The following is a 21,781-nucleotide window of genomic DNA, read 5'->3' on the forward strand; positions in this document are numbered from 1 at the left end:
CAACCCTTCATTCGATTCCTTCCTGCGATGCAAATCCCTGACTTACCGCATCCGGAGATCAAGCCTCGCAGCCGCTGGCTTCCTTCTCTGGTATGGCTGATTCCCCTGATCTCGGCGCTGATCGGTATCACGCTTCTCGTGAAATCCATCACCGATGAAGGGCCGACCGTCACCGTGACCTTCAATAACGCCGAAGGGCTGGAGGCGGGCAAAACGAAGGTCAAATACAAGGATGTCGAGATCGGCACCGTGCGCACTATCGCGCTATCGGACGATCTTCGGCATGTCCGTGTCAAGATCCAACTCGACAAGGAGGCCGAAAAGTTCGCCACCGAGGGATCGCGATTCTGGGTGGTGCGTCCGCGCGTCGGCGCGAGCGGCATATCCGGCCTTGGCACATTGCTGTCCGGCGCGTATATCGGCGCCGATATTGGCCGCTCGACCCTGCGCAAAACAGCCTTCACCGGTCTCGAGAATCCTCCGATCGTGACCGCCGATCAGCAGGGACATCAATACACGCTGCGAGGAGATTCGCTCGGCTCGCTTGATATCGGTGCACCCATCTTCTACCGCAGGATTCAAGTCGGCCAAGTCGTCGGTTTTTCACTCGCCCCCAAGGGATCGGGCGTGATCGTCAACGTGTTCGTCAATGCGCCGTACGACAAGTACGTCGGGACCGACACGCGGTGGTGGCACGCGAGCGGCGTGGATCTGCGCCTCGACTCCGGCGGGCTCAAGCTCAACACGCAATCGCTTGCCACCGTCATCATGGGGGGGCTGGCCTTCGAAGCGCCGCCGGGACAGGATGCGGGCCCGCAAGCCGCCGACGGCGCGACGTTCAGGCTCGCGTCGGACGAAACCGACGCCATGCGAGAGCCGGACGGCGCACCGCTCTATGTCGTCATGCATTTCAACCAGTCGCTGCGCGGACTATCGGTCGGCGCACCGGTGGATCTGCGCGGCATCACGCTTGGTCAAGTGACGAAGATCGGTCTCGAGTACGACGAGAAGGCTCAGAACTTCAGCATGGAAGTGACCATGGCGCTCTATCCCGACAGGCTCAGCCGTCGTTCGAACACGTCGCTGCCTGCGCCGAATAGCCAGGGCGGGCACGACATGCTGCAACACCTCGTCATGCAGGGGCTGCGCGGCCAATTGCGAACCGGCAACCTGCTCACTGGCCAGCTTTATGTGGCACTCGACATGTTCCCGCATGCAGCGCACGCGACGGTCGATCTGCGCAACACGCCGATTGAGCTGCCCACCGTGCCGAATACGCTCGATGAACTGCAAGTGCAGATTGCCGAAATCGCCAAGAAGCTCAATCAAGTTCCGTTCGACAAGATCGGGGCGAATCTGAACGGCACGCTCGAAAGCGCGAATCGCCTCTTCGGTCAGCTCAACACGGAAGTCGTTCCGCAAGCGCGATCCACGCTGGCATCCGCCCAGAAAACGTTCGACGCGGCACAAGCGACCCTTGGACAAGATTCGCCGATGCAAGCGGACGTTCACGGGGCGATGCAGGAATTGACCCGCACGTTGCAGTCTCTGAACGCGCTCGCGGACTACCTGGAACGCCATCCCGAAGCACTCGTGTTCGGTAAGAAAGGGGATCGTCAATGATGTTCAACCTATTGCATCGGCGCAGCGCTGCCATTCGAGTGCTTGCAGCCGCGTGTGCGCTTGCGCTATCCGCCTGCGCCTCGTCACCGCCGAGTCGGTTTTATACGCTGGCTCCGAGTGTGCATGCTGCGGCCGCCTCGAGCGTTTCCAGTTCCGCAGCCTTGATCGACGTTCAGTCCGTCAGCGTGCCGGCCGAGGTTGACCGCAATCAGCTGGTCGTCAGGGTCAGCGAGACGCAGGTTGAAGTGCTCGAAAACGAACGCTGGGCGTCGCCATTGAGCGATGAAATTCGCACGGCCCTATCGATCGCAGCGACACAACAGTTGAGCGACTTCAACGCTCGCCATCCGAAGCAAAAAGGCGATGCGCCCGTCTATCGCATTGCCGTCCACGTGCAGCGTTTCGAGTCGTGGCCCGATGCGCGGGTGGTCATCGATGCGATCTGGAGTATTCGCCCGCCGGGAGAGGCCGTTGGAAAGCTGACTTGCCGCAGCACGGTCGTCGAGCCTGTAGCCGCCGGTTACGACGCACTGGCGGACGGTCATCGTCGCGCGCTGACGACCATTGCGGGACATCTGGCGGCGACCGTTCGCGTCCTCGACTCTGCCGCGGATGGGTCGACAATGACGCCGACAAGCCGTTCATCGAATCCGGCGCCGACGGTCCATTGTCCGTCACCCGCGACCATCGTCGCAAACTACGTCATACCGACTTCGGGATCGAATGCAGCCCGTTCGGGGTTCGCGGAATGAATACCGCCTTACCTATCCGCCTTGCCGACCGTCAGCCGAACGGCTTGCCGCAATGCTTTTCAGTCGGCTTGGGCAGCGGGTTCCACGACCGGCAACGGACGCGTCGCGACCTTTTCCGCTTCCCCCCGTTTGAGGCCCAAGGTTTCCAGCAAGGCTCCGGCAACGCGCTCGGCGAGTCGCTCACCGCTGAAACCCAACGCCTTCAACGCGTCGGCATTCGGTGCCCCAGGCGCAACGATGCCCAGTTCGGCTGTCACCGCGGCGAGCACGGTGCCACCCACGGACAAGAACGCGACGAATGGATCCGCGACGGCGAAACGCTTTGCGACGATGCCCCTTTGCACATCCCGCAACAACCGCTGACCAAGTCCACGGTCAAGCATGCGCGAGGAAAAGCCCTCCCGTACCAAAAATTGGCCCCAAAGTGGCTCGCGATGCGCGCGCATCAACGTATAGCGCACGGAGACGGCGATCACCTCGGCCGGGTCGGACAAGCCGGTCGTGAGACGATCGAGCCAGTCGGCGAACTCCTCGAACACGGACTCAACCAGCGTCGCGTAAATCGCCTCCTTGGACTCGAAATGGTTGTAGAACGAGCCGAAGCCGACGTCGGCCGCCTCGGTGATTTCGTTGATGGCGACACCTTCCATGCCTTTTTCGGCCATGAGCTTGAGCGCTGCCTCAAGCAAGCGGGCCCGCGTCTCTCTCTTGCGGCGTGCGCCGCGCGGCTCGCGCGCGTCAGCGGCCTCCAAAGTGACGGCAGGCGTTCGCGGGGAAGCGCGCTTTTGTATCGGGCGATTTGTTGTCTTCGACATGACGATTTCGATCTCGATCAGAGCCGCAGTATAGATTCAAACGTCTCAATCGACAAAGCAATCACTGTTGAGTAACATATCATTCATCATCGCGGAATTGGCCTTATCTTTAGTCAGGCGTTAGCCGGCAGCCTGCTCCGATCCGCCCATTGGGACACTGGACTTCTCATGGACATCCAATGAAACGCAAAAGGCTGACGCACGCGGAACGAAGAGCGCAAACGCGCGAGCAAATGGTGGAAGCAGCTCGGGAGCTCTTTATCGAAAAGGGGTTTCCGTCGACCAGCGTGGCCGATGTCGCCGAAGCGGCGGGCTACACGCGCGGCGCGTTCTATTGCAACTTTTACGACAAGTCCGACTTGTTGATCGAATCATTGCACTGGAAGCAGGACGAGCTGACGTGCAACCTGCGCTTCGCGTTCTTGAAACTCCACGATTACTTGCAAAGCGACGATTGCTTTACCCTCTGGGTCGAGGCGTGCCTTCTCGCAAGGCGGGACCCGGCGTTTCGCGCGCGGTTCGATTCGGTCCTGAACGACGCGAAACTCGCCATTCCAGTTCAGGAAGGCGAGGCAACCGAGCAATGCGCGGCGCATCGAGGGAATTGAACGTCACCGCTTGCCCGTAAAGCTGAACAACGCCTCACGCAGCGCCTTTGCGCGGCATTCGCCGAATCGCTGTTTGGTGATGACCCGCTTTCGTGGACACGATCTATCCGTTGAAGAAGGAGGAGCGAATCATGTCCACATGTACGATCGAGAGTCGATGAGTGACGAGATGACGGAGGCCTGCTCGACGCTTTGATCACATCCATGTTTTCGCGTCGACCGCAAGCGTGTACGCCGCACAGCAAGGGTTGGAAGATTTGAGGTTCGACGAATTTCGGAAATCGCTCGACGCTATTGTCGAGAAACAGGAGTGAGACGCAAAGTTCAGCGGGACGTGTTCGAAAGAACCGGCTTGACGTTTCGATATGAACAAGCCTGCATCTTCCTCACGCGAGCAAGGGGGGCTAGCGCGCGTCGACTTGCGCAGCGGGACGGGAGGCTCTAAGCGCGCGAGGGGTGGGAGACGGCGACGGGAAAATTGTCCATATATGGACCGATATCTATGGAAAAACAACCAATTCGTGTCGTAGACGACATCAATTGATGAACTCTACAATCGGAGCCCCTGAATCGCTTGAAACCCGTGTGGCGGAAGGCAGCAGGAGTCGAACCTACCCGGGAGTGTCTGACACCCCCAACCGGATTTGAAGTCCGGCCGCACCACCGGATGCGAATGCCTTCCTCGAGAAAAAACGCGTGCCTACGCCATGGCATCGAGCCAACCGCTATCGGGGCGCAGCAGGTGGAGATCACGGTGGAAGCGAGTATACCCAACGCGATCGAAGAACTCGAGAATCTGGATCGCGCGCTTTCGTCCGAGCCCCGTCGCATCGCGGAACGTCGCCGCATCGACGCCGTCCGCACGCGCGTGCGCGAGCTGTGCGACGAGTCCCGCCAGTTCCCGCACCACGTCCGCGTGATAGAACAGGTCGCGCACGACCTGATGCACGTCGCCGCGCCGCGCCAGCTTGCGCAACAGCGCGCGCACCGCGTCCTCGGCCGCGCCGGTCGTGCCGGCGAGATCGCGCACCCACGGCGGATCGAAACGTCCGGCCCTGACGAGCGGCAGCAGCGTTTGCGCGAGCGCTTCTTCGCGCGCATCGAGACGCACCGCATGCGACGGCAGATGCAGCCACGGGCCGCTTCGCGCGATGTCGCCGCCGTCGACCAGCGCATCGACGAGTGCGCGCCACAGCACGTCACTGACGAGCGGCGCGGCCATCCGCCGCAAACGTGCGGCGTCGAGCCCCTGCTCGTCCGGCATCCGTTCGTGGTGTGCACCCAGCGTCGCGATCGCCTTTTCCTGCAGCGCCCGCCAGTGCGCCCGCGCGATCACCCAGCCGTCGTTCGACGCGGGGCCGTGCTGGCCGATCGCCAGTGCGTCGCCGGGCAACGTCAGCGCATCCGGCGCGAAGCCGGTCAGGTGCATGAGCGTCGCGCGCGGGATGCCGAGCGGCGCCTCGCCAAGCAGCGCATCGAGCCGCCGCTCGTCGACCCATGCCGCGAGCGCGTCAAGCCATGCGCGGCGCGCCGGCGTGCGACGCTTGCGTGCGGGCCCGAACGGATCGAGCACGCGCCCGCCGCCGACCGTGCGCGTCGCCTGCGGATTGCGCACGATGAAGCGGTCGCCCGGCAGCGCAAACACCGGTTCGTCGAACACCAGTTGCACGCGCGTCCGTTGCCCCGCCGCCAGCGAATCGCCATCGAGCAACGCAACGTGTGCGACGCGATGCAGCGTGCCGAGATGGACATGCAGCGGTGCCCAGTGCGTGAGCGTGAGCCCGGCGTCCGCGAGCAGCGTCAGCTCGACGTCGAGCCGCGGCGACGTCGCGACGAGCCGCGCATCCGCCACCGTGTCGCCGCGCGTGACGTCTTCCTTGTCGACGCCGGCCAGATTCAGCGCGCACCGCTCGCCCGCGCGACCGGCGTCGACTGCGCGATTCTGCGCATGGATGCTGCGCACACGCGCCGCTTCGCCGGTGCGCACGATCGCGAGCGTGTCGCCGGTCGTCACCTGCCCCGCAAACGCGGTGCCGGTCACGACCGTGCCCTGTCCCGCCAGCGTGAACACGCGATCGACCGCAAGCCGGAACAGCCCGTCGGCGCGGCGCGCACGCCAGCGACACGCCGCGTCGAACAGGTGGCGCTTGAGCGTCGCGACGCCCGGATCGTCCGCGACCGTCGCGCACGTGTCGAAGATCGGCGCGCCAGCCAACGTGGAATCGTGCAGCCACGCGGCGATCTCGTCGCGCACCTGCGCGCGGCGCGCGGCGTCGACACGATCGCACTTCGTCAACGCAATCGCGCCGTGCGTGACGCCGAGCAGCTGCAGGATCGCGAGATGCTCGCGTGTCTGCGGCATCACGCCGTCGTCGGCGGCGATCACGAGCAGCGCGAAGTCGATCCCGCATGCACCCGCCGCCATCGTATGAATCAGCTTCTCATGGCCGGGCACGTCGATCAGGCCAAGCACGTCGCCGTTGTCGAGCGGCGCATAGGCATAGCCGAGCTCGATCGAGATGCCGCGCGCCTTCTCTTCCTTCAGGCGGTCGGTATCGACGCCCGTCAGTGCGCGCACCAGCGTCGTCTTGCCGTGATCGATGTGTCCCGCGGTGCCGACGATCATGCAGCCGGCTCCGCGACGCGCGCGCATTGCGCGACGAATGCCGCTTCGTCGGCGGCCTCGAGGCAGCGCAGGTCGAGCCGCAGCGCGCCGTCCGCGACGCGCCCGAGCACCGGCCGCGGCCACGCGCGCAACCGCTTCTCGAGCTGCGCGAGCGCGCGTCCGCCGCGCTTGCCGTCCGGCGTGCGCACGACGAGCCCCGCGCTCGGCAATTGGTCGACCGGCAGCGCGCCGCTACCGATCTGGCTGAACATCGGCTCGACGCTCACCGTGTAGCCGCTGCCGATCGCGGCCTGCAGCGCCGGGGCCACGCGCGCTGCAGCATCGGCGATGTCGCGTTGCGGGCGCGTCAGCAGGCGCAGCGTCGTCAGCCGCTCACGCAGGAATTCCGGCGCTTGGTACAGGCGCAGCACGGGTTCGAGCGCGGCGAGCGTCAGCTTGCCGACGCGCAGCGCGCGCTTCAGCGGATGCTGCTTGATTTTCGCGATCAGCGCGCGGTCGCCGACGATCAGGCCGGCCTGCGGTCCGCCGAGCAGCTTGTCGCCGCTGAACGTGACAACGTTTGCGCCGCCGGCCACGGTTTCGCGCACGGTGGCCTCGTGCGGCAGCCCCCATTGCGTGAGGTCGGCGAGCGTGCCGCTGCCGAGATCGACGGCAACCGGCAGCCCGTGCTCGCGCGCGAGCGGTGCGAGTTCCGGCAACGTCACTTCCTTCGTGAAGCCGCTGATCGCGTAGTTGCTGCAATGCACCTTCATCAGCAGCGCGGTGCGTGGGCCGATCGCGTCCGCGTAGTCGTGCGGATGCGTGCAGTTGGTCGTGCCGACTTCGCGCAGCCGCGCGCCTGCGCGGCTCATGATGTCGGGAATCCGAAATGCGCCGCCGATCTCGACGAGCTCGCCGCGCGACACGATCACCTCGCGCCGCGACGCGAGCGCCGACAGCGTCAGCAGCACCGCGGCCGCGTTGTTGTTGACGACGGTCGCGGCCTCGGCGCCCGTCAGCTCGCACAGCAGCGCGTCGACGAGGTCGTCGCGGTCGCCGCGGCGGCCCGTCGCCAGGTCGAACTCGAGATTCACCGGCTGCGTGAGCGCCGCGACCACCGCGCGCACGGCGTCGTCGGGCAGCAGCGCGCGCCCGAGGTTGGTGTGCAGCACCGTGCCAGTCAGGTTGAACACCGCCCGCATCGCGCTCGCGCTTTGCGCGGCGAGCGTGCGCGCGACAGCGGCGGCGATGCGCGCTTCATCGAGCGGCTCGGCCGCCGACGGATCGTGCTGCGCGGCGGTTCGCCAGCGTTCCAGTTCCGCGCGTACCGCATTCAGCACGCGCGTGCGGCCGTACTCGTCGAGCACCGGCTGCAGCGGTGCCGACGACAGCACGCGCTCGACGGACGGCACGCGCGCGAGTACGGCATTCAGTTCGTTCAGGCCTGGTTCGGTCACTGGTTATGGTCTCCTGTCGACGTGAGTTAGCGCTTCAGCGCTTACTCACGTCCCATGCTTCGCGGTCGACGGGAGTTGGCGCTTCAGCGCTTACTCACGTCCCATGCTTCGCGGTTGACCGCATGTCGGCCGAACCTTGCGCTTTGGCGCTTGGTTCGGTCTCATGCAGAGCGGTTGGCGCTTCCGCGCCGCCCCGCTCCGTTCCCACGCCCTCACCCTTCCCGCGACACGTCCGGCCACAGCAGCGGGTTCGGCGAACTGCGCTGGTAGCCGGCTTCGTTCATCAGCAGGTCGAGCGTGAGGCTCGCGAGATCGTCCGCGAGCGGCTCGAAATCGTAGTCCTTTTCCTGGTAGCCGATCTTGCGGTACGTCTTGCATTCGTCGCACGATTCGGCCTTGACGGCTTCGCTGCCGCCCTCGATGCCGTGATACGCAATACCCTTCGTCGAATCGCAGTGCGAACATTTGGTGCGCACCATGTGCCATTCGGTCGCACACAGCCCGCACTGCAGGAAGCGGTAACCCTGGAACGGGCCGCCGACGCGCACGACGCTCGCGACCGGGTGCGTGCCGCACACCGGGCACAGCCCCGGCTGGTCGAGGAACGGCACGTCGGCCGGCAGCGTGCCGCTCGCGAGGTCGGTCCACACGATCTGCAGCGCGGCCATCAGGAACGGCGCGGTGGCCGGGTCGACCTCCGCGAAGCGCAGCGCAAGAATCGCATCGGCTTGCGCATCGAGTTCGGCGGGCGCCATCATGCGCATCCGGTCGAGCAGCTTCGCGAGCGACGGATTCACGAGCCCCGCGCGCTCGACGCGGTCGAGCAGGTCGTGCAGCACGTCGCGCCATTGCGGATCGCGTTCGCCGGACAGCGCCGGCACGAGCGGCATCGAATGCTGCTGCGCGCGCGCGATCGCGTCCTTCGACGGCATCTGCGCGGCGCATTCCTGCAGCAACGCGTGCTGCGCGTCGGCGACGACGGCCATCAGCCGCAGATAGCCGCCGATCGGGTTCAGATCGGCGAGCTGGCGCAGGCGCGCGGCGCGCGCCGAGAAAACCGTTGCGCGCTCCGGCAGGCGGAAGCGCGGGATCGCCGAACGATCGAGCGCCGCGATATCGTTCGGTTCGAGAATGCGTTGTGTCACGATTGTGTATTCCAAAAAAACAAGCGCCGACGTATCGGCGCTTTCGGCGATTCCGACGGCTGACGGGGCGGCACGCCGCCCCGTTCTGGTGCGCTACTTCACGCTTTCACGGAACCATTTCGGGTGGTGCTTGCGCGCCCAGCCGAGGGTCACCGTGCCGCGCACCATCGCCCGGATCGAGCCCTTGATCCACAGCGCCGCATAGATATGCGTGACGATGCCGACAATCAGCACGAACGCCGCGACGGCATGGACCACTGCCGCGACCCGGATCACCCCGATCGGGAAGTAGAACGAGAAATACCGTCGCCATATGACGATGCCCGACAGCAGCAACAGCGCGAGGCACGCCACCATCGCGAAGAATAGCAGTTTCTGTCCGGCGTTATAGCGTCCGACCTCCGGCAGCCTGTCCTCGCGGTTCGCGAGCACGTCGCCGATCTGGCGCAGCCACTGGCGGTCGTCCTTGTCGAGCAGGTTGTGGTGCCAGTAGCGCACCGCCATCACCGCGAACGACACGAACATCACGAGGCCGACGAACGGATGCAGGATCCGCGTCCACTGGCCGCCGCCGAACAGCGCGGACAGCCAGAACATCGACGGATGAAACATCGCGAGCCCGGACAGCGCGAGCAGCACGAACGAGATCGCGGTGATCCAGTGATTCGTGCGCTCGTTCGCCGTGTAGCGGACGATCAGGTTGGGGTCGTCGTGCTTCATTTCGCGTCCTCCTTGATGCGTCGCGCTTCATCCCGGGCGGCGGCCTCGTCTTCGTCGCTCACTTCGTTCGGGCCGACCCGCGTGTAGTGGAAGAAGCCCGCGAGCGCCGTCAGCGCGATGCCCGCGACCGCGAGCGGCTTCGCGAAACCCTTCCACAGCTTCACCATCGGGCTGACCGACGGATTGTCCGGCAGCCCGTGGTACAGCGACGGCTTGTCCGCGTGGTGCAGCACGTACATCACGTGCGTGCCGCCGACGCCCTGCGGATCGTACAGCCCCGCATGCTCGAAGCCGCGCTCCTTCAGGTCCTCGATCCGCTCGGCCGCATGCTGCTTCATGTCCTCCTTGGTGCCGAACACGATCGCGCCGGTCGGGCAGGTCTTCACGCAGGCCGGTTCCTGGCCGACCGCGACGCGGTCGGAGCAGAGCGTGCACTTGTAGGCGCGATTATCCTTCTTCGAGATCCGCGGAATGTTGAACGGGCAGCCGGTCACGCAGTAGCCGCAGCCGATGCAGTTCTCCTCGTGGAAATCGACGATGCCGTTGTTGTACTGCACGATCGCGCCCGGCGACGGACACGCCTTCAGGCAGCCCGGATCCTCGCAGTGCATGCAGCCGTCCTTGCGGATCAGCCATTCGAGGTTGCCGTCCGGGTTCTCGTACTCGGCGAACCGCATCACCGTCCACGAATGCTCGGACAGATCGGCCGGGTTGTCGTACACACCGACGTTGGTGCCGACTTCGTCGCGCAGGTCGTTCCACTCCATGCAGGCCGTCTGGCACGCCTTGCAGCCGATGCATTTCGATACGTCGATCAGTTTCGCGACGCTGCCCGTCACCGGCTCGCGCGCGGTGGGCGGCGGCGTGGTGGTGGCCGAGACGCGCCTGATGTCCAGCGATTGCAATGCCATCTCTGCCCCCTTACGCCTTTTCGACCTTCACCAGGAACGACTTGAATTCCGGCGTGTACGAGTTGCCGTCGCCCACGGACGGAGTCAGGGTGTTCGCGAGATAGCCGGGCTTCGTCAGTCCCTTGAAGCCCCAATGCAACGGGATGCCGACTGTCTGCACCTTCTTGCCGTCGACCGTCAGCGGCTTGATCCGCTTCGTGACGAGCGCCACCGCGATGATGTGCCCGCGGTTCGACGACACCTTCACGCGTTCACCGTGCGCGACGCCGATCTCCTGCGCGAGGTCCTCGCCGATCTCGACGAATTGCTGCGGCTGGATGATCGAGTTCAGCCGCGCGTGCTTCGTCCAGTAGTGGAAGTGCTCGGTCAGCCGGTAGGTCGTCGCGACGTGCGGGAACTGGTCGACCTTGCCGAACGCCGCCCGGTCGTCCGGGAACACGCGCGCGGCCGGGTTGTTCAGCGCCTGCGGATTGTTCGGATGGAACGGGTTCGCGGCGAGCGGCGTTTCGAACGGCTCGTAGTGCTCGGGGAACGGGCCTTCGTTCATCCCGGCGCGCGCGAAGAAACGGGCGACGCCCTCCGGGTTCATGATGAACGGGCCCATGCCGTTCTCGGGCGGCTCGTCCGCCTTGAAGTCGGGCACGTCGGGGCCGGTCCACGCGCTGCCGTTCCACCCGATCAGCTTGCGGGTCGGGTCGAACGGCTTGCCGGACGGGTCGCACGACGCGCGGTTGTACAGGATCCGCCGGTTCGCGGGCCACGCCCACGCCCAGCCGAGCGTCTGGCCGATGCCGGTCGGATCCGCGTTGTCGCGCCGTCCCATCTGGTTGCCGGCCTGCGTCCATGCGCCGCAGAAGATCCAGCAGCCGCTCGCGGTCGAACCGTCGTCCTTCAGCTGCGCGAAGCCGGCGAGCTGCTCGCCCTTCTTCACGAGCGTTTTCGTCGGATCCTTCGGATCGGGCTGGTCGGCGAGTGCCTTACCGTTGAACTCCATCGCAAGCTCTTCGGGCGTCGGGCTTTCCGGGTTCGCATACGGCCAGGTCAGGTTGACGATCGGATCGGGATACTTGCCGCCGTCCTTCCGGTACGCGTCGCGCATCCGCAGGAACAGCCCCGACATGATCTCGAGGTCGCTCTTCGCCTCGCCCGGCGGCTGCGCGCCCTGCCAGTGCCACTGCAGCACGCGGCCGGAGTTCACGAGCGAGCCGCGCTCCTCCGCGAAGCACGACGTCGGCAGCCGGAACACCTCGGTCTGGATCTTCGACGCGTCGACGTCGTTGAACTCGCCGTGGTTCTTCCAGAACTCGGAGGTTTCGGTCGCGAGCGGATCCATGATCACGAGCCACTTCAGCTTCGCGAGCGCCGCGGACGTCTTCACCTTCGACGGCGCCGCCGCGAGCGGGTTGAAGCCCTGGCAGATGTAGCCGTTCAGCTTGCCGGCGCTCATCAGCTCGATCGTCTGCAGCAGGTCGTACTGCTTGTCGAGCTTCGGCAGGTAGTCGTAGCCCCAGTTGTTGCCGGCGTTCGCCGCGTCGCCCCACCACGACTTCATGAAGCTGACGTGGAACGCCTTGTAGTTCTTCCAGTAGCTCAACTGGTTCGGCCGCAGCGGATGCTGCACGCGCTTCTTGATGTAGTCGTCGAAATCCTGCTCGGCCTGCATCGGCAGCGTCATGTAGCCGGGCAGCAGGTTCGACATCAGCCCGAGGTCGGTGAGCCCCTGGATGTTCGAGTGACCGCGCAGCGCGTTCATCCCGCCGCCCGCAATGCCGATGTTGCCGAGCAGCAGCTGCACCATCGCGCCGGTGCGGATCATCTGCGCGCCGATCGAGTGGTGGGTCCAGCCGAGTGCGTACAGGATCGTGCCGGCGCGGCCGGGTACGGCCGTCGACGCGAGCATCTCGCACACCTTCAGGAACTTGTCCTTCGGCGTGCCGCACACCTGCTCGACCATCTCGGGCGTGTAGCGCGCGTAGTGCGTCTTCATCAGGTTGTACACGCAGCGCGGATGCGCGAGCGTCGGGTCCACCTTCACGAAGCCATCATCGCCGAGCGCGTAGTCCCAGCTCGACTTGTCGGGATACGCGTGCTTGTCCGCGTCGTAGCCCGAATAGATGCCGTCGTCGAACGCGAAGTCGTCGCGCACGATGAACGTGAAGTCCGTGTAGTTCTTCACGTAGTCATGCTGGATCTTGTCGTTCGTCAGCAGGTAGTTGATCACGCCGCCCAGGAACGCGATGTCCGTGCCGGTGCGAATCGGCGCATAGAAGTCCGCCACGGAGGCGGTGCGCGTGAAGCGCGGATCGACGACGACGAGCCGCGCCTTGCGGTGCGCCTTCGCTTCCGTCACCCACTTGAAACCACACGGATGGGCCTCGGCTGCATTGCCGCCCATCACGAGAATCACGTCCGCGTTCTTGATGTCGACCCAATGGTTCGTCATCGCTCCACGGCCAAACGTCGGGGCAAGACCTGCCACCGTCGGGCCATGTCAGACACGCGCCTGATTGTCGAATGCGAGCATCCCCATGCTGCGGACGGTCTTGTGGGTCAGGTAGCCGACCTCGTTGCTGCCCGCCGACGCGGCCAGCATGCCGGTCGTGAGCCAGCGGTTGACCTTCGAACCGTCCTCGGCCGTCTCGACGAAATTCGCGTCGCGGTCGGCCTTCATCAGCTTCGCGATCCGGTCGAGCGCGTCGCTCCACGAGATGCGCTCCCACTTGTCCGAGCCCGGCGCACGGTATTCCGGATGCGTCAGCCGGCTCGGGCTGTGGATGAAGTCGATCAGGCTCGCGCCCTTCGGGCACAGCGTGCCGCGGTTGACGGGGTGGTCGGGATCGCCTTCGATGTGGATGATGCTGGATTGCGCGTTCTTCGCGCCGTCACCGAGGCTGTACATCAGGATGCCGCAGCCGACGGAGCAGTATGGACAGGTATTGCGCGTTTCGACAGTGCGCGCCAGCTTGTATTGACGGACCTCGGCGAGCGCTTCGGTCGGCGAGAAGCCCAGCAGGGCTAGACTCGATCCGGCGAGCGACGTGGCCGTCACTTTCAGGAACTGGCGCCGGGACATTTGTAGCATGATGGTCTCGGCTTTATCGTGGGGGGAATTGAAAGGAATTATAGACAGTTCGCGCAACTATGACTCATTCTTCAGATCAATGCGGAATTGTCCGTTTTTTCCTGCGCTTACAGCGATTGCCGTGATCCGCGTCGCGCTCCGACATGCCATGAAATCACCGATTCCCGTTCAAGAAGCCACACGCCTGGCGAAAAAGCAGGCCAACTGGGCGCTGACCGCGTTCAGGCGCTTTTCATCCGACCGCTGCTCGGCGATGGCCGCGAGCATCGCGTTCTTTTCCGCGTTCTCGCTCGCGCCGATGCTCGTGATGGTGATCGCGGTGGCCGGCTGGTTCTATGGCGACGACGCCGCGCGCGGCCAGGTGTACGAGCAGGCGCACCAGCTGATCGGCAACGATGCCGCGACGAGCGTGCAGACCATCGTGCAGAACGCGCACCGCAGCGGCGGGCGCGGCGGCGTCGCCGCGCTGATCTCGTTCGCCGCGCTGGCGATCGGCGCGTCTGCAACGTTCGCATCGCTGAACACCGCGCTCAGCGTGATCTGGCCGACGACCGAAAACCGCTGGTCGAGCGTCCTCGGCCTCGTGCGGGTGCGCCTGGTCTCGTTCGGGCTCGTGCTCGGCGTCGCGTTCCTGCTGATCGTGTCGCTCGTGCTCGATACCGCGATCACGTTCGTCGGCACATGGCTGTGGGGCGATTCGCCGTACATCGCGATCACCAACGTGCTGCAGTTCGTCGTCGGCATCGCCGTGCTCGCCGGCGCGTTCGCCGCGCTGATGAAGTTCCTGCCGGACGCGCGCGTCGCGTGGCGCGACGCCGCGATCGGCGGCAGCGTGTCCGCGATCCTGTTCTCCGGCGGCAAAAAGCTGTTCGCGCTGTATCTCGCGCACGCGGGCACCGCGAGCGCGTTCGGCGCGGCCGGGTCGTTCGCCGTGCTGCTGATGTGGCTGTACTTCTCGGCCGCCGTGCTGCTGCTCGGCGCGGAATTCGCGGCGGCCCGCGGCGCCGCGCATGCGCGCACCGACGCGGCCGCCGGCGACGAGTTGCCCGGGACCTGATGCGCCGCGCCCCCGCCGGCTGACGCAGCCGCCTGACACCGCCACGCAGATGCGCACTCAGTTGCCATGCTGCGTGCGCGACGAACCCATGCTGACGGCTTCGCAGCATTCCCCATGTGCGTCGCCCACCTACGCGAGCGACGCGGTTTCCGCAATCCCGGTTTTCACGCCCCGAGCCGCAGGCTCACGCACGCCTGCATCCGCGTTTACACCCACCGAGCCCATGCAAGCGATCGCAAACGTTTGCTCACCCCCTATTCCTGCCGCGCTGGCACGGAATCCGCATGCGTCGCGCACGGCGCATCAGACCCCACAACAATCGCAGCGCACCATTTGTCAACTATTCCAAAAATAGCAATATTCGTTGATGTCCTTGATATATATGGATTTTCCAACGCTGTGATGTTTTCGAGACACTTTATTTTTTGAGCTTTCTTGCGCGGTTAGCACTGCGCTATTCTCCAATCCGCAACAAATAACGAAACACGAATCACTGCGTGGAGAAACTCAACGATGAAGAAGCTCGCACTGTCCGCCCTCTCGCTCGCCATGCTCGGCGCCACCGGCGCTGCTCACGCTCAGTCGAGCGTGACGCTGTACGGCCTGATCGATACGTCGATCACGTGGGTTCATGGCAATAACGGCCAGGCCAACAATTCGTGGCAAATGCTGTCGGGCAACCTGCAGGGCAGCCGCTGGGGCCTGAAGGGCTCCGAAGACCTGGGCGGTGGCCTGAAGACGATCTTCCAGTTGGAAAACGGCTTTGATCCGGGCACCGGCAAGCTGAACCAGGGTGGCCGCATGTTCGGTCGTCAGGCTTACGTGGGCCTCGAGCACGCCCAGTACGGTACGCTGACGCTGGGTCGCCAGTACGACCCGACGGTCGATCTGGTCCAGGCCGTGACGAACGACAACTACTTCGGCTCCTACTTCGCGACCCCGGGCGACGTCGACAACAACGACAACAGCATCCGCGTCAACAACGCGATCAAGTACACGTCGCCGGTGTTCGCTGGCCTGCAGTTCGAAGGCATGTACGCGCTGAGCGGCATCGCTGGCCGTCCGGGCACGGGTCAGACGTGGAGTGCAGCGGCTGCCTACAACAACGGCCCGCTCGGCGTCGCAGCCGGCTTCCTGCGCGTGCAGAACGGCGACGATCGCACGATTACGAACGGCGCAGGCGGCTGGACGAGCCCGACGGCGACCGGCCTCGATGTCTCGAACAACCCGATCGTCGGCGCATACGCAACGGCGCGGTCGATCAACATCGCACAAGTCGCCGGCCAATACGGCATCGGCCCGGTGACGTTCGGCCTCGGCTACAGCTTCGCGCAGTACAAGCCGGACAACCTGTCGGCATTCACGTCGCAAGAGAAGTTCAATACCGGCCGCGTGTTCGTGAACTACCAGGCATCGCCGGCACTGCTGCTGGGTCTCGGCTACGCGTACACGAAGGCGAACGGCGACACGGACGCGAAGTACCACCAGGTTTCGCTCGGTGGGGACTACTCGCTGTCGAAGCGCACGGACGTCTACCTGCTCGGCGCGTACCAGCACGCTACCGGCCAGCAGCGCTTCGGCGCCGGCGCCAACGGGGTCCAGGACGCGCAAGCATCGATCGGCTCGTACGGCTTCGCCGGCAAGAGCTCGCAGGAAATGGTCTCCCTGGGCCTGCGTCACAAGTTCTAAAAACGACGACATACCCGGCGTGCATGGCGTCTTGCGACGCCATCGCGCCGAACTGGAAAGCCAGTCATCGGTTTCGGCCGTGGCTGGCTTTTTTTTTTGACCTGTTGTCGGCGCGGTGGCGCGTGGCCCTCGGCCCTCGGCCCGCATCGTCCGAATCACACGCATCGTCCGAATCACACGCATCGTCCGCATCGCCCGCATCGCCCGCATCGTCCGCATCGCCCGCATCGTCCGCATCGTCCGCATCGTCCGAATCACACGCATCCACGCATCACACGCCCGCATACCGGCGTCACCACCGCCCGCCACGCGAACCACAGCACGACGCGCTGCATCCATCCGACAGCCCGCGCCACGCAACGACCGCTCACGCCCTGCGCCCCGGATACGACACGGCTCACATCGAGCGAGGTTTCTGCCGCTGTCGGTTTCTACTATACTGGACGTAAATTTCATTATGATGGAGCAGACAGTGTCCACGGATAACGATGCCGACAGCGACGTCAACGAGCGCATCGCACGCCGCGTGCGCGAATTGCGGGCCATGCGCGGCCATACGCTCGACGCGCTGGCCGCACGCTGCGGCGTCAGCCGGTCGATGATCTCGCTGATCGAGCGCGGCGCCGCGAGCCCGACGGCGGTCGTGCTGGACAAGCTCGCGGTCGGGCTTGGCGTATCGCTTGCCAGCCTGTTCGACGGCGAACCCGAAGGCGTGCCGGCCCAGCCGCTCGCGCGGCGCGCGCAGCAATCGCACTGGCGCGATCCGGCATCCGGATACGTCCGGCGTAATCTGTCACCGCCCGGCTGGCCGTCACCGATCCAGCTCGTCGAGGTGAATTTCCCGCCTGGCGCGCGCGTCGCGTACGAGACTGGCGGACGCGACGCCACCGTGCACCAGCAGGTCTGGGTGCTCGACGGGCGCATCGACGTCACGCTCGGCGATCAGTGCCACGAGCTTCGCGAAGGCGACTGCCTGGCGATGCGGCTCGATCAGCCGATCGTCTTCAGCAACCCCGCGTCCCGTTCGGCGCGCTACGTCGTGGTGCTTTGCGACGGGCTCGCCGCGGCCGGCACGAAGGGCGCCTGACGGACACGTGAAAGCGCGGCGCGCGCGATCGCACGATCCGGCTTGCCGCGTCGAATCCGTCGCCGCCCATCCGACATTTCCTCCAGCCAACAGGAGCTCAAATGAACCCCTCCGAACCGCACGACGACGTGCGCCTGATCGATTGCAGCGAGGCCGAGCATGCGGCGGCCATCCTCGAGATCCTGAACGACGCCATCGTCAATTCCACGGCCCTTTACGACTACGTGCCCCGCCCGCCGGAGGCGATGACCACGTGGTTCGCGGCGAAGCGCGCGGGGGGCTTTCCGGTCGTCGGCGCGGTCGATGCGTCGGGTACATTGCTGGGCTTCGCGAGCTGGGGGACGTTCCGCGCGTTTCCGGCCTACAAGTACACGGTGGAGCACAGCGTGTACGTGCATCACGCGCAGCGCGGCCGCGGGCTCGGCGAGCGCCTGCTGCGCGAGCTGATTCGCCGTGCGCGCGATGCGCAGGTGCACGTGCTGGTCGGCTGCATCGATGCGACCAATGCCGGCAGCATCGCGTTGCACACGCGGCTCGGGTTCACGCATGCCGGCACGCTCACGCAGGTCGGATTCAAGTTCGGCCGCTGGCTCGATGCGGCGTTCTACCAGCTCAACCTCGAGACGCCCGCGCAACCGCACGACGGTTGAGGCGATTGCGTCGCAGCAATTCGGATCACCAACAATGGCGACGCACAGAAAAAATCCCCATGCACTTTCGCGCACGGGGATCGTCGGACACCGCCACAGCCGCCGGCGTATGCGTGGCATACGGCCGGCGCCTGTCGCGCCGCACTTGCTTACGCAGCCGCGTCCTTCAGCTTCTTCAGCGCACGTGCCTTCACGCGGACGCTCGCCGGCTTCGCCGGGAACCAGCGCTCTTCGCCCGTGAACGGATCCTTGCCGAAGCGCTTCTTCTTCGCCGGCACAGCCTGTGCCGTGATCTTCAGCAGACCCGGCAGCGTGAACTCGCCTGCGCCCTTCTTGTGGACCGAGCCCAGCACGACGTTCTCGAGTGCGGCGAGCACTGCCTTGACCGCCTTCACCTCGACAGCTGCGCGCTCAGCGATGTGCACTGCGAGCGATGCCTTGGTGAACTTGTCCTTCAGCGGCGTCGGAGCAGCGGGTGCCTTAGCGACGGCCTTCTTGGCCACTACTTTCTTCGCGGGCGCGGCTTTTTTGGCAGCCACTTTCTTGGCCGGTGCGGCAGCCTTCTTGGCCACCTTTTTTGCGGAAGTCGCCATGTTTCTCCTACCAGGTGTGGTCGTTGGATACTTGAAACGCGCAACACGCACGCTTCAACGCCGGATTCTACAAGCGCCGTGACGCTTCGTGCAGTACTTTTATGCGTTTTCCCGGGGTTTTCCGCAGGTTTTGTTGCGCTCCGCAGACTGCGACGCGACCCGCCATGCAGAAAAACGCCTTCACGTATGCGCCGAAAACGCGAATTACGTTCGATATTTGCGCGCCTATACTGGCCTCGCTCAATGCCCGGACGCCCCCATGCGCGAAGCCAGATACGTCAAAGGACTCGACGGCCTGCGAGCCATCGCGGTCATCCTCGTCTTCCTGTCCCACAAGGGCCACGTCCTCGCGATCGACGTGGGCAAGCTCGGCGTGTGGACGTTTTTCTTCATCAGCGGCTTCCTGATCGTCGGCGAGCTGCACCGCAACCGGCAGGCGATCGAACACGGGACGCTGACGCGCCGCCATGCGCTCTGCCTCTTTCTCGTGAAGCGCGCGCTGCGGATCTTCCCCGTGTATTACCTGCTGCTCGCCGCGCTCGCGATCGCGCATGCGCTGCTCTACCAGCGCGGCGTGAACCTCGGCCTCGCATGGCATGCCATCTTCCTGTCGAATCTGTGGATCGGCGTCGTCAAGGACGGCTGGCCCGGCTCCACGTCGCACTTCTGGAGCCTCGCCGTCGAGCAGCAGTTCTACCTGATTGCACCGCTCACGCTGCTCGCGATGCCCGCGTCACGGCACGTCGCGCTCGGCATCGCGGCGGTCGCGCTCTGCGCGGCCGCGCATCTCGGGCTCTATCTCGCCGATGCGTCGCCGGTGCTGATCTACGCGTTCTCGCCGTGGAATTTCGCGCTGATCGCGCTGGGCGGCATCGGCGCGATGGCCCTCGCCGATCACGGGCCGCACGTCTTGCGCCGCATCCCGCCGGGCTGGCTCGGCGCGGCCGGCGTCGTGTTCTTCCTCGTGCTGCCCGCGTGCGTCGCGCTGCCCGATGGCGTCGAGGGGCTCGCCGATCTCGGCCTGTCCGCGTCGCTCGGCTCGCTGCTGCTGTGGATCGTCACCGAGCCCGACCACCCTGCCGTCGCGCTGCTCGACTGGGCGCCGCTCGTGTACCTCGGCACGATCAGCTACGGCTTCTACCTGTTCCACAATCTGATCCCCGCGCATTTCGGCGTGATGCCCGGGCTCTACAATCGCGCGCGGCTGCCGCATTTCGTGCGGGACGCGCTGCCCGAAATGCTGCAGTTCGGGCTCGCGGTGCTGCTCGCGCATCTGTCCTGGCGTTATCTCGAAAGGAAGCTGCTCGACTACAAGAAGCCGGCCACCGCGCTGCTCGCCCGGCATTTCGCGGCGCCGCAGCGTTCGTCGGCGCGCTGACGCATGCCGGCCGTGCACGGCTGGCTTGCAGCCGGCCTGTGCGCGTCAGGCGATGGACTACGCGAGCAGCAGCAGGACGCTCGTCATACGCGATGAACAAGGACGTCGCCATGCCTGCGCCTGACGGCCTTTGCGCGTGTTTGCGCTGCGTCGCGCCGGCAACGGACGCTTCCCGCTCATGAACCTGATGCGCGGGTCCGGCGGCAACGCGATCGACAACTTCACGCCGCGCGTCTCGCCGCACACGCATTCGACTGACGCGCGTTCAGTCCGCCGGTGGCGCAGCCGAAAGCGCAGACGCTGCGCCACTGCAAGATCGTCGAGAACGAGCATGTGCAGCTCATCAATGCCGACACGAAGCAGCCGTTCTCGTATGCGGACGCGTGCGTCGAACGCAGCGCGAGCCTCGGCTACGACCGGAAGGCCTCAGCCGATGCAAGGAAGGCGGTCGCGGCGTTCGTCGCGGATACGCTCAAGCCGGGCCGTTAGCCGTGCCAGCCGGCCTGCGCGAGGCACCACACACCACTCCGGGCCACCCCGAGCGCAGCCCCGCGCCGCCGCCGCCCGCACATGCAAAAATGCCCCGGCGCACGAAGCGAACCGGGGCCAACGGAACAACCACCACCTGAAACGTGACGCGAAGAAAACTTATGCGACGGCAGCCAGCGCGGGCAGACAGGTGCGCAGATACGCCTCGAATTCGCGGCTGACTTCCGGGTGCTGCAGGGCAAGCTCGACGGTCGCCTTGAGGTAGCCGATCTTGCTGCCGCAATCGAAACGCGTGCCGAAGTAGCGGTACGCAAGCACCTGCTCGTGCGCGAGCAGCGACTGCACCGCGTCGGTCAGCTGCAGCTCGCCGCCCGCGCCCGGCTTGATCTTGCGCAGGTGATCGAACAGCGTCGGCATGAACACGTAGCGGCCGACCACGCCGAGATTCGACGGCGCATCCTCGGGCGCGGGCTTCTCGATGATGCCCGACAGCTTGATGATGTCCTCTTCCCACTCGCGGCCTTCGATGACGCCGTACGAACGGCTGTCCTCGCGCGCGATCGTTTCGACGCCGATCACCGAGCTGTGATAGTGGTTGAACACGTCGACGAGCTGCTTGAGCACCGGCTGCTCGCCGTGCAGCAGGTCGTCGGCGAGAATCACCGCGAACGGCTCGCCGTGCACGAGCTTTTCCGCGCACAGCACCGCGTGGCCGAGGCCGAGCGCTTCCGGCTGACGCACGTAAAAGCAGTTGACGTGGCTCGGCTTGATGCCACGCACCAGCTCGAGCAGCTTTTCCTTGCCACGCGCCTCGAGCTCCGCCTCGATCTCGTACGACTTGTCGAAGTGATCCTCGATCGCGCGCTTGCTGCGGCCGGTCACGAAGATCATCTCGGTAATGCCGGCGTTGATCGCTTCCTCGACCGCGTACTGGATCAGCGGCTTGTCGACGACGGGCAGCATCTCCTTCGGGCTCGCTTTGGTCGCCGGGAGGAACCGTGTGCCGAGACCGGCAACGGGGAACACGGCCTTGGTAACTTTCAACATGATCGCTTCCTGATTGCGTTGATTGCGCCGCGCCGTTTCACGACGCAGCACGATAATTTTCCGGACGGTGCCG

The 21,781-nt window shown here is 65.2% G+C and carries 18 protein-coding genes and 1 tRNA gene; 9 read left to right on the forward strand and 10 right to left on the reverse strand.

Annotated elements, in window-relative coordinates; all coding sequences use genetic code 11:
- Positions 1–27 precede the first annotated feature (27 nt).
- Positions 28–1,623: a PqiB family protein gene (locus ACV22Z_RS13760; RefSeq protein WP_448076830.1), complete on the forward strand. Its 1,596-nt coding sequence runs from the start codon at positions 28–30 to the stop codon at positions 1,621–1,623.
- Positions 1,620–2,375, forward strand: a complete 756-nt coding sequence (locus ACV22Z_RS13765; protein WP_448076831.1) for a PqiC family protein — start codon at positions 1,620–1,622, stop codon at positions 2,373–2,375. Before ACV22Z_RS13760 ends, ACV22Z_RS13765 begins: the two co-directional genes overlap by 4 nt.
- Positions 2,376–2,434: 59 nt before the next feature.
- Here the strand turns inward: ACV22Z_RS13765 and ACV22Z_RS13770 are convergent, their stop codons facing one another.
- On the reverse strand, positions 2,435–3,190 hold the full coding sequence (locus ACV22Z_RS13770) for a TetR/AcrR family transcriptional regulator (RefSeq protein ID WP_448076832.1): 756 nt from the start codon (positions 3,188–3,190) through the stop codon (positions 2,435–2,437).
- Between the two features lie 179 nt (positions 3,191–3,369).
- Between ACV22Z_RS13770 and ACV22Z_RS13775 the strand changes: the two genes are divergently transcribed.
- On the forward strand, positions 3,370–3,798 hold the full coding sequence (locus ACV22Z_RS13775) for a TetR/AcrR family transcriptional regulator (protein WP_448076833.1): 429 nt from the start codon (positions 3,370–3,372) through the stop codon (positions 3,796–3,798).
- A 586-nt stretch (positions 3,799–4,384) separates the two neighbouring features.
- Here ACV22Z_RS13775 and ACV22Z_RS13780 read toward each other — a convergent pair.
- The 7 genes from ACV22Z_RS13780 to fdnG form a co-directional block, all read right to left on the reverse strand.
- A tRNA-Sec gene (locus ACV22Z_RS13780) sits at positions 4,385–4,480 on the reverse strand.
- Positions 4,481–4,498: 18 nt separating this feature from the next.
- Positions 4,499–6,424, reverse strand: a complete 1,926-nt coding sequence (gene selB, locus ACV22Z_RS13785; protein ID WP_448076834.1) for a selenocysteine-specific translation elongation factor — start codon at positions 6,422–6,424, stop codon at positions 4,499–4,501.
- A complete protein-coding gene (gene selA, locus ACV22Z_RS13790) occupies positions 6,421–7,860 on the reverse strand; it encodes an L-seryl-tRNA(Sec) selenium transferase (protein WP_448076835.1) in 1,440 nt (479 codons plus the stop codon). The genes selB and selA overlap by 4 nt, the downstream gene beginning before the upstream one ends.
- 212 nt (positions 7,861–8,072) lie before the next feature.
- On the reverse strand, positions 8,073–9,005 hold the full coding sequence (gene fdhE / locus ACV22Z_RS13795; protein WP_448076836.1) for a formate dehydrogenase accessory protein FdhE: 933 nt from the start codon (positions 9,003–9,005) through the stop codon (positions 8,073–8,075).
- Between the two features lie 93 nt (positions 9,006–9,098).
- Positions 9,099–9,725 (reverse strand): formate dehydrogenase subunit gamma, encoded by a 627-nt coding sequence (locus tag ACV22Z_RS13800; RefSeq protein WP_448076837.1) that lies wholly within the window; start codon positions 9,723–9,725, stop codon positions 9,099–9,101.
- A complete protein-coding gene (gene fdxH, locus ACV22Z_RS13805) occupies positions 9,722–10,636 on the reverse strand; it encodes a formate dehydrogenase subunit beta (RefSeq protein WP_448076838.1) in 915 nt (304 codons plus the stop codon). Before fdxH ends, ACV22Z_RS13800 begins: the two co-directional genes overlap by 4 nt.
- A 10-nt stretch (positions 10,637–10,646) precedes the next feature.
- Positions 10,647–13,718, reverse strand: a complete 3,072-nt coding sequence (fdnG, locus tag ACV22Z_RS13810) for a formate dehydrogenase-N subunit alpha (protein WP_448076839.1) — start codon at positions 13,716–13,718, stop codon at positions 10,647–10,649.
- A 148-nt stretch (positions 13,719–13,866) separates the two neighbouring features.
- Between fdnG and ACV22Z_RS13815 the strand changes: the two genes are divergently transcribed.
- The 4 genes from ACV22Z_RS13815 (at position 13,867) to ACV22Z_RS13830 (ending at position 18,201) form a co-directional block, all read left to right on the forward strand.
- Positions 13,867–14,775 carry a YihY/virulence factor BrkB family protein gene (locus tag ACV22Z_RS13815; protein WP_448076840.1) on the forward strand — a complete coding sequence of 303 codons (909 nt, stop codon included), beginning with the start codon at positions 13,867–13,869 and terminating at the stop codon, positions 14,773–14,775.
- Positions 14,776–15,288: 513 nt separating this feature from the next.
- The gene (locus ACV22Z_RS13820) at positions 15,289–16,464 is read left to right on the forward strand and encodes a porin (protein ID WP_448076841.1); all 1,176 of its coding nucleotides are present in this window, start codon (positions 15,289–15,291) and stop codon (positions 16,462–16,464) included.
- A gap of 460 nt (positions 16,465–16,924) precedes the next feature.
- Positions 16,925–17,551 carry a helix-turn-helix domain-containing protein gene (locus ACV22Z_RS13825; protein ID WP_448076896.1) on the forward strand — a complete coding sequence of 209 codons (627 nt, stop codon included), beginning with the start codon at positions 16,925–16,927 and terminating at the stop codon, positions 17,549–17,551.
- A 101-nt stretch (positions 17,552–17,652) separates the two neighbouring features.
- Positions 17,653–18,201, forward strand: coding sequence for an N-acetyltransferase family protein (locus tag ACV22Z_RS13830; RefSeq protein ID WP_448076842.1), 549 nt, complete (start codon positions 17,653–17,655; stop codon positions 18,199–18,201).
- A gap of 149 nt (positions 18,202–18,350) precedes the next feature.
- Here ACV22Z_RS13830 and ACV22Z_RS13835 read toward each other — a convergent pair whose 3' ends face one another.
- A complete protein-coding gene (locus tag ACV22Z_RS13835) occupies positions 18,351–18,794 on the reverse strand; it encodes an HU family DNA-binding protein (protein WP_042587451.1) in 444 nt (147 codons plus the stop codon).
- 259 nt (positions 18,795–19,053) lie between these two features.
- Between ACV22Z_RS13835 and ACV22Z_RS13840 the strand changes: the two genes are divergently transcribed.
- Positions 19,054–20,172, forward strand: coding sequence for an acyltransferase family protein (locus ACV22Z_RS13840; protein ID WP_448076843.1), 1,119 nt, complete (start codon positions 19,054–19,056; stop codon positions 20,170–20,172).
- Positions 20,173–20,448: 276 nt separating this feature from the next.
- Positions 20,449–20,661, forward strand: a complete 213-nt coding sequence (locus tag ACV22Z_RS13845; protein WP_448076844.1) for a hypothetical protein — start codon at positions 20,449–20,451, stop codon at positions 20,659–20,661.
- 159 nt (positions 20,662–20,820) lie between these two features.
- Here ACV22Z_RS13845 and galU read toward each other — a convergent pair whose 3' ends face one another.
- Positions 20,821–21,708, reverse strand: coding sequence for a UTP--glucose-1-phosphate uridylyltransferase GalU (galU, locus tag ACV22Z_RS13850; protein ID WP_205796609.1), 888 nt, complete (start codon positions 21,706–21,708; stop codon positions 20,821–20,823).
- Positions 21,709–21,781 lie beyond the last annotated feature (73 nt).

The sequence above is a fragment of the Burkholderia sp. PU8-34 genome, assembly GCF_053427725.1.

Excerpts from the sequence above, each read along its gene's own strand:
- ACV22Z_RS13770 (WP_448076832.1), bottom strand. The coding sequence starts at position 3,190 with ATGTCGAAGACAACAAATCGCCCGATACAAAAGCGCGCTTCCCCGCGA.
- ACV22Z_RS13800 (WP_448076837.1), bottom strand. The coding sequence starts at position 9,725 with ATGAAGCACGACGACCCCAACCTGATCGTCCGCTACACGGCGAACGAG.
- selB (WP_448076834.1), bottom strand. The coding sequence starts at position 6,424 with ATGATCGTCGGCACCGCGGGACACATCGATCACGGCAAGACGACGCTG.
- ACV22Z_RS13775 (WP_448076833.1), top strand. The coding sequence starts at position 3,370 with ATGAAACGCAAAAGGCTGACGCACGCGGAACGAAGAGCGCAAACGCGC.
- ACV22Z_RS13815 (WP_448076840.1), top strand. The coding sequence starts at position 13,867 with ATGAAATCACCGATTCCCGTTCAAGAAGCCACACGCCTGGCGAAAAAG.
- ACV22Z_RS13820 (WP_448076841.1), top strand. The coding sequence starts at position 15,289 with ATGAAGAAGCTCGCACTGTCCGCCCTCTCGCTCGCCATGCTCGGCGCC.
- ACV22Z_RS13825 (WP_448076896.1), top strand. The coding sequence starts at position 16,925 with ATGGAGCAGACAGTGTCCACGGATAACGATGCCGACAGCGACGTCAAC.
- ACV22Z_RS13765 (WP_448076831.1), top strand. The coding sequence starts at position 1,620 with ATGATGTTCAACCTATTGCATCGGCGCAGCGCTGCCATTCGAGTGCTT.
- ACV22Z_RS13830 (WP_448076842.1), top strand. The coding sequence starts at position 17,653 with ATGAACCCCTCCGAACCGCACGACGACGTGCGCCTGATCGATTGCAGC.
- ACV22Z_RS13760 (WP_448076830.1), top strand. The coding sequence starts at position 28 with ATGCAAATCCCTGACTTACCGCATCCGGAGATCAAGCCTCGCAGCCGC.
- galU (WP_205796609.1), bottom strand. The coding sequence starts at position 21,708 with ATGTTGAAAGTTACCAAGGCCGTGTTCCCCGTTGCCGGTCTCGGCACA.
- ACV22Z_RS13835 (WP_042587451.1), bottom strand. The coding sequence starts at position 18,794 with ATGGCGACTTCCGCAAAAAAGGTGGCCAAGAAGGCTGCCGCACCGGCC.
- ACV22Z_RS13840 (WP_448076843.1), top strand. The coding sequence starts at position 19,054 with ATGCGCGAAGCCAGATACGTCAAAGGACTCGACGGCCTGCGAGCCATC.
- fdxH (WP_448076838.1), bottom strand. The coding sequence starts at position 10,636 with ATGGCATTGCAATCGCTGGACATCAGGCGCGTCTCGGCCACCACCACG.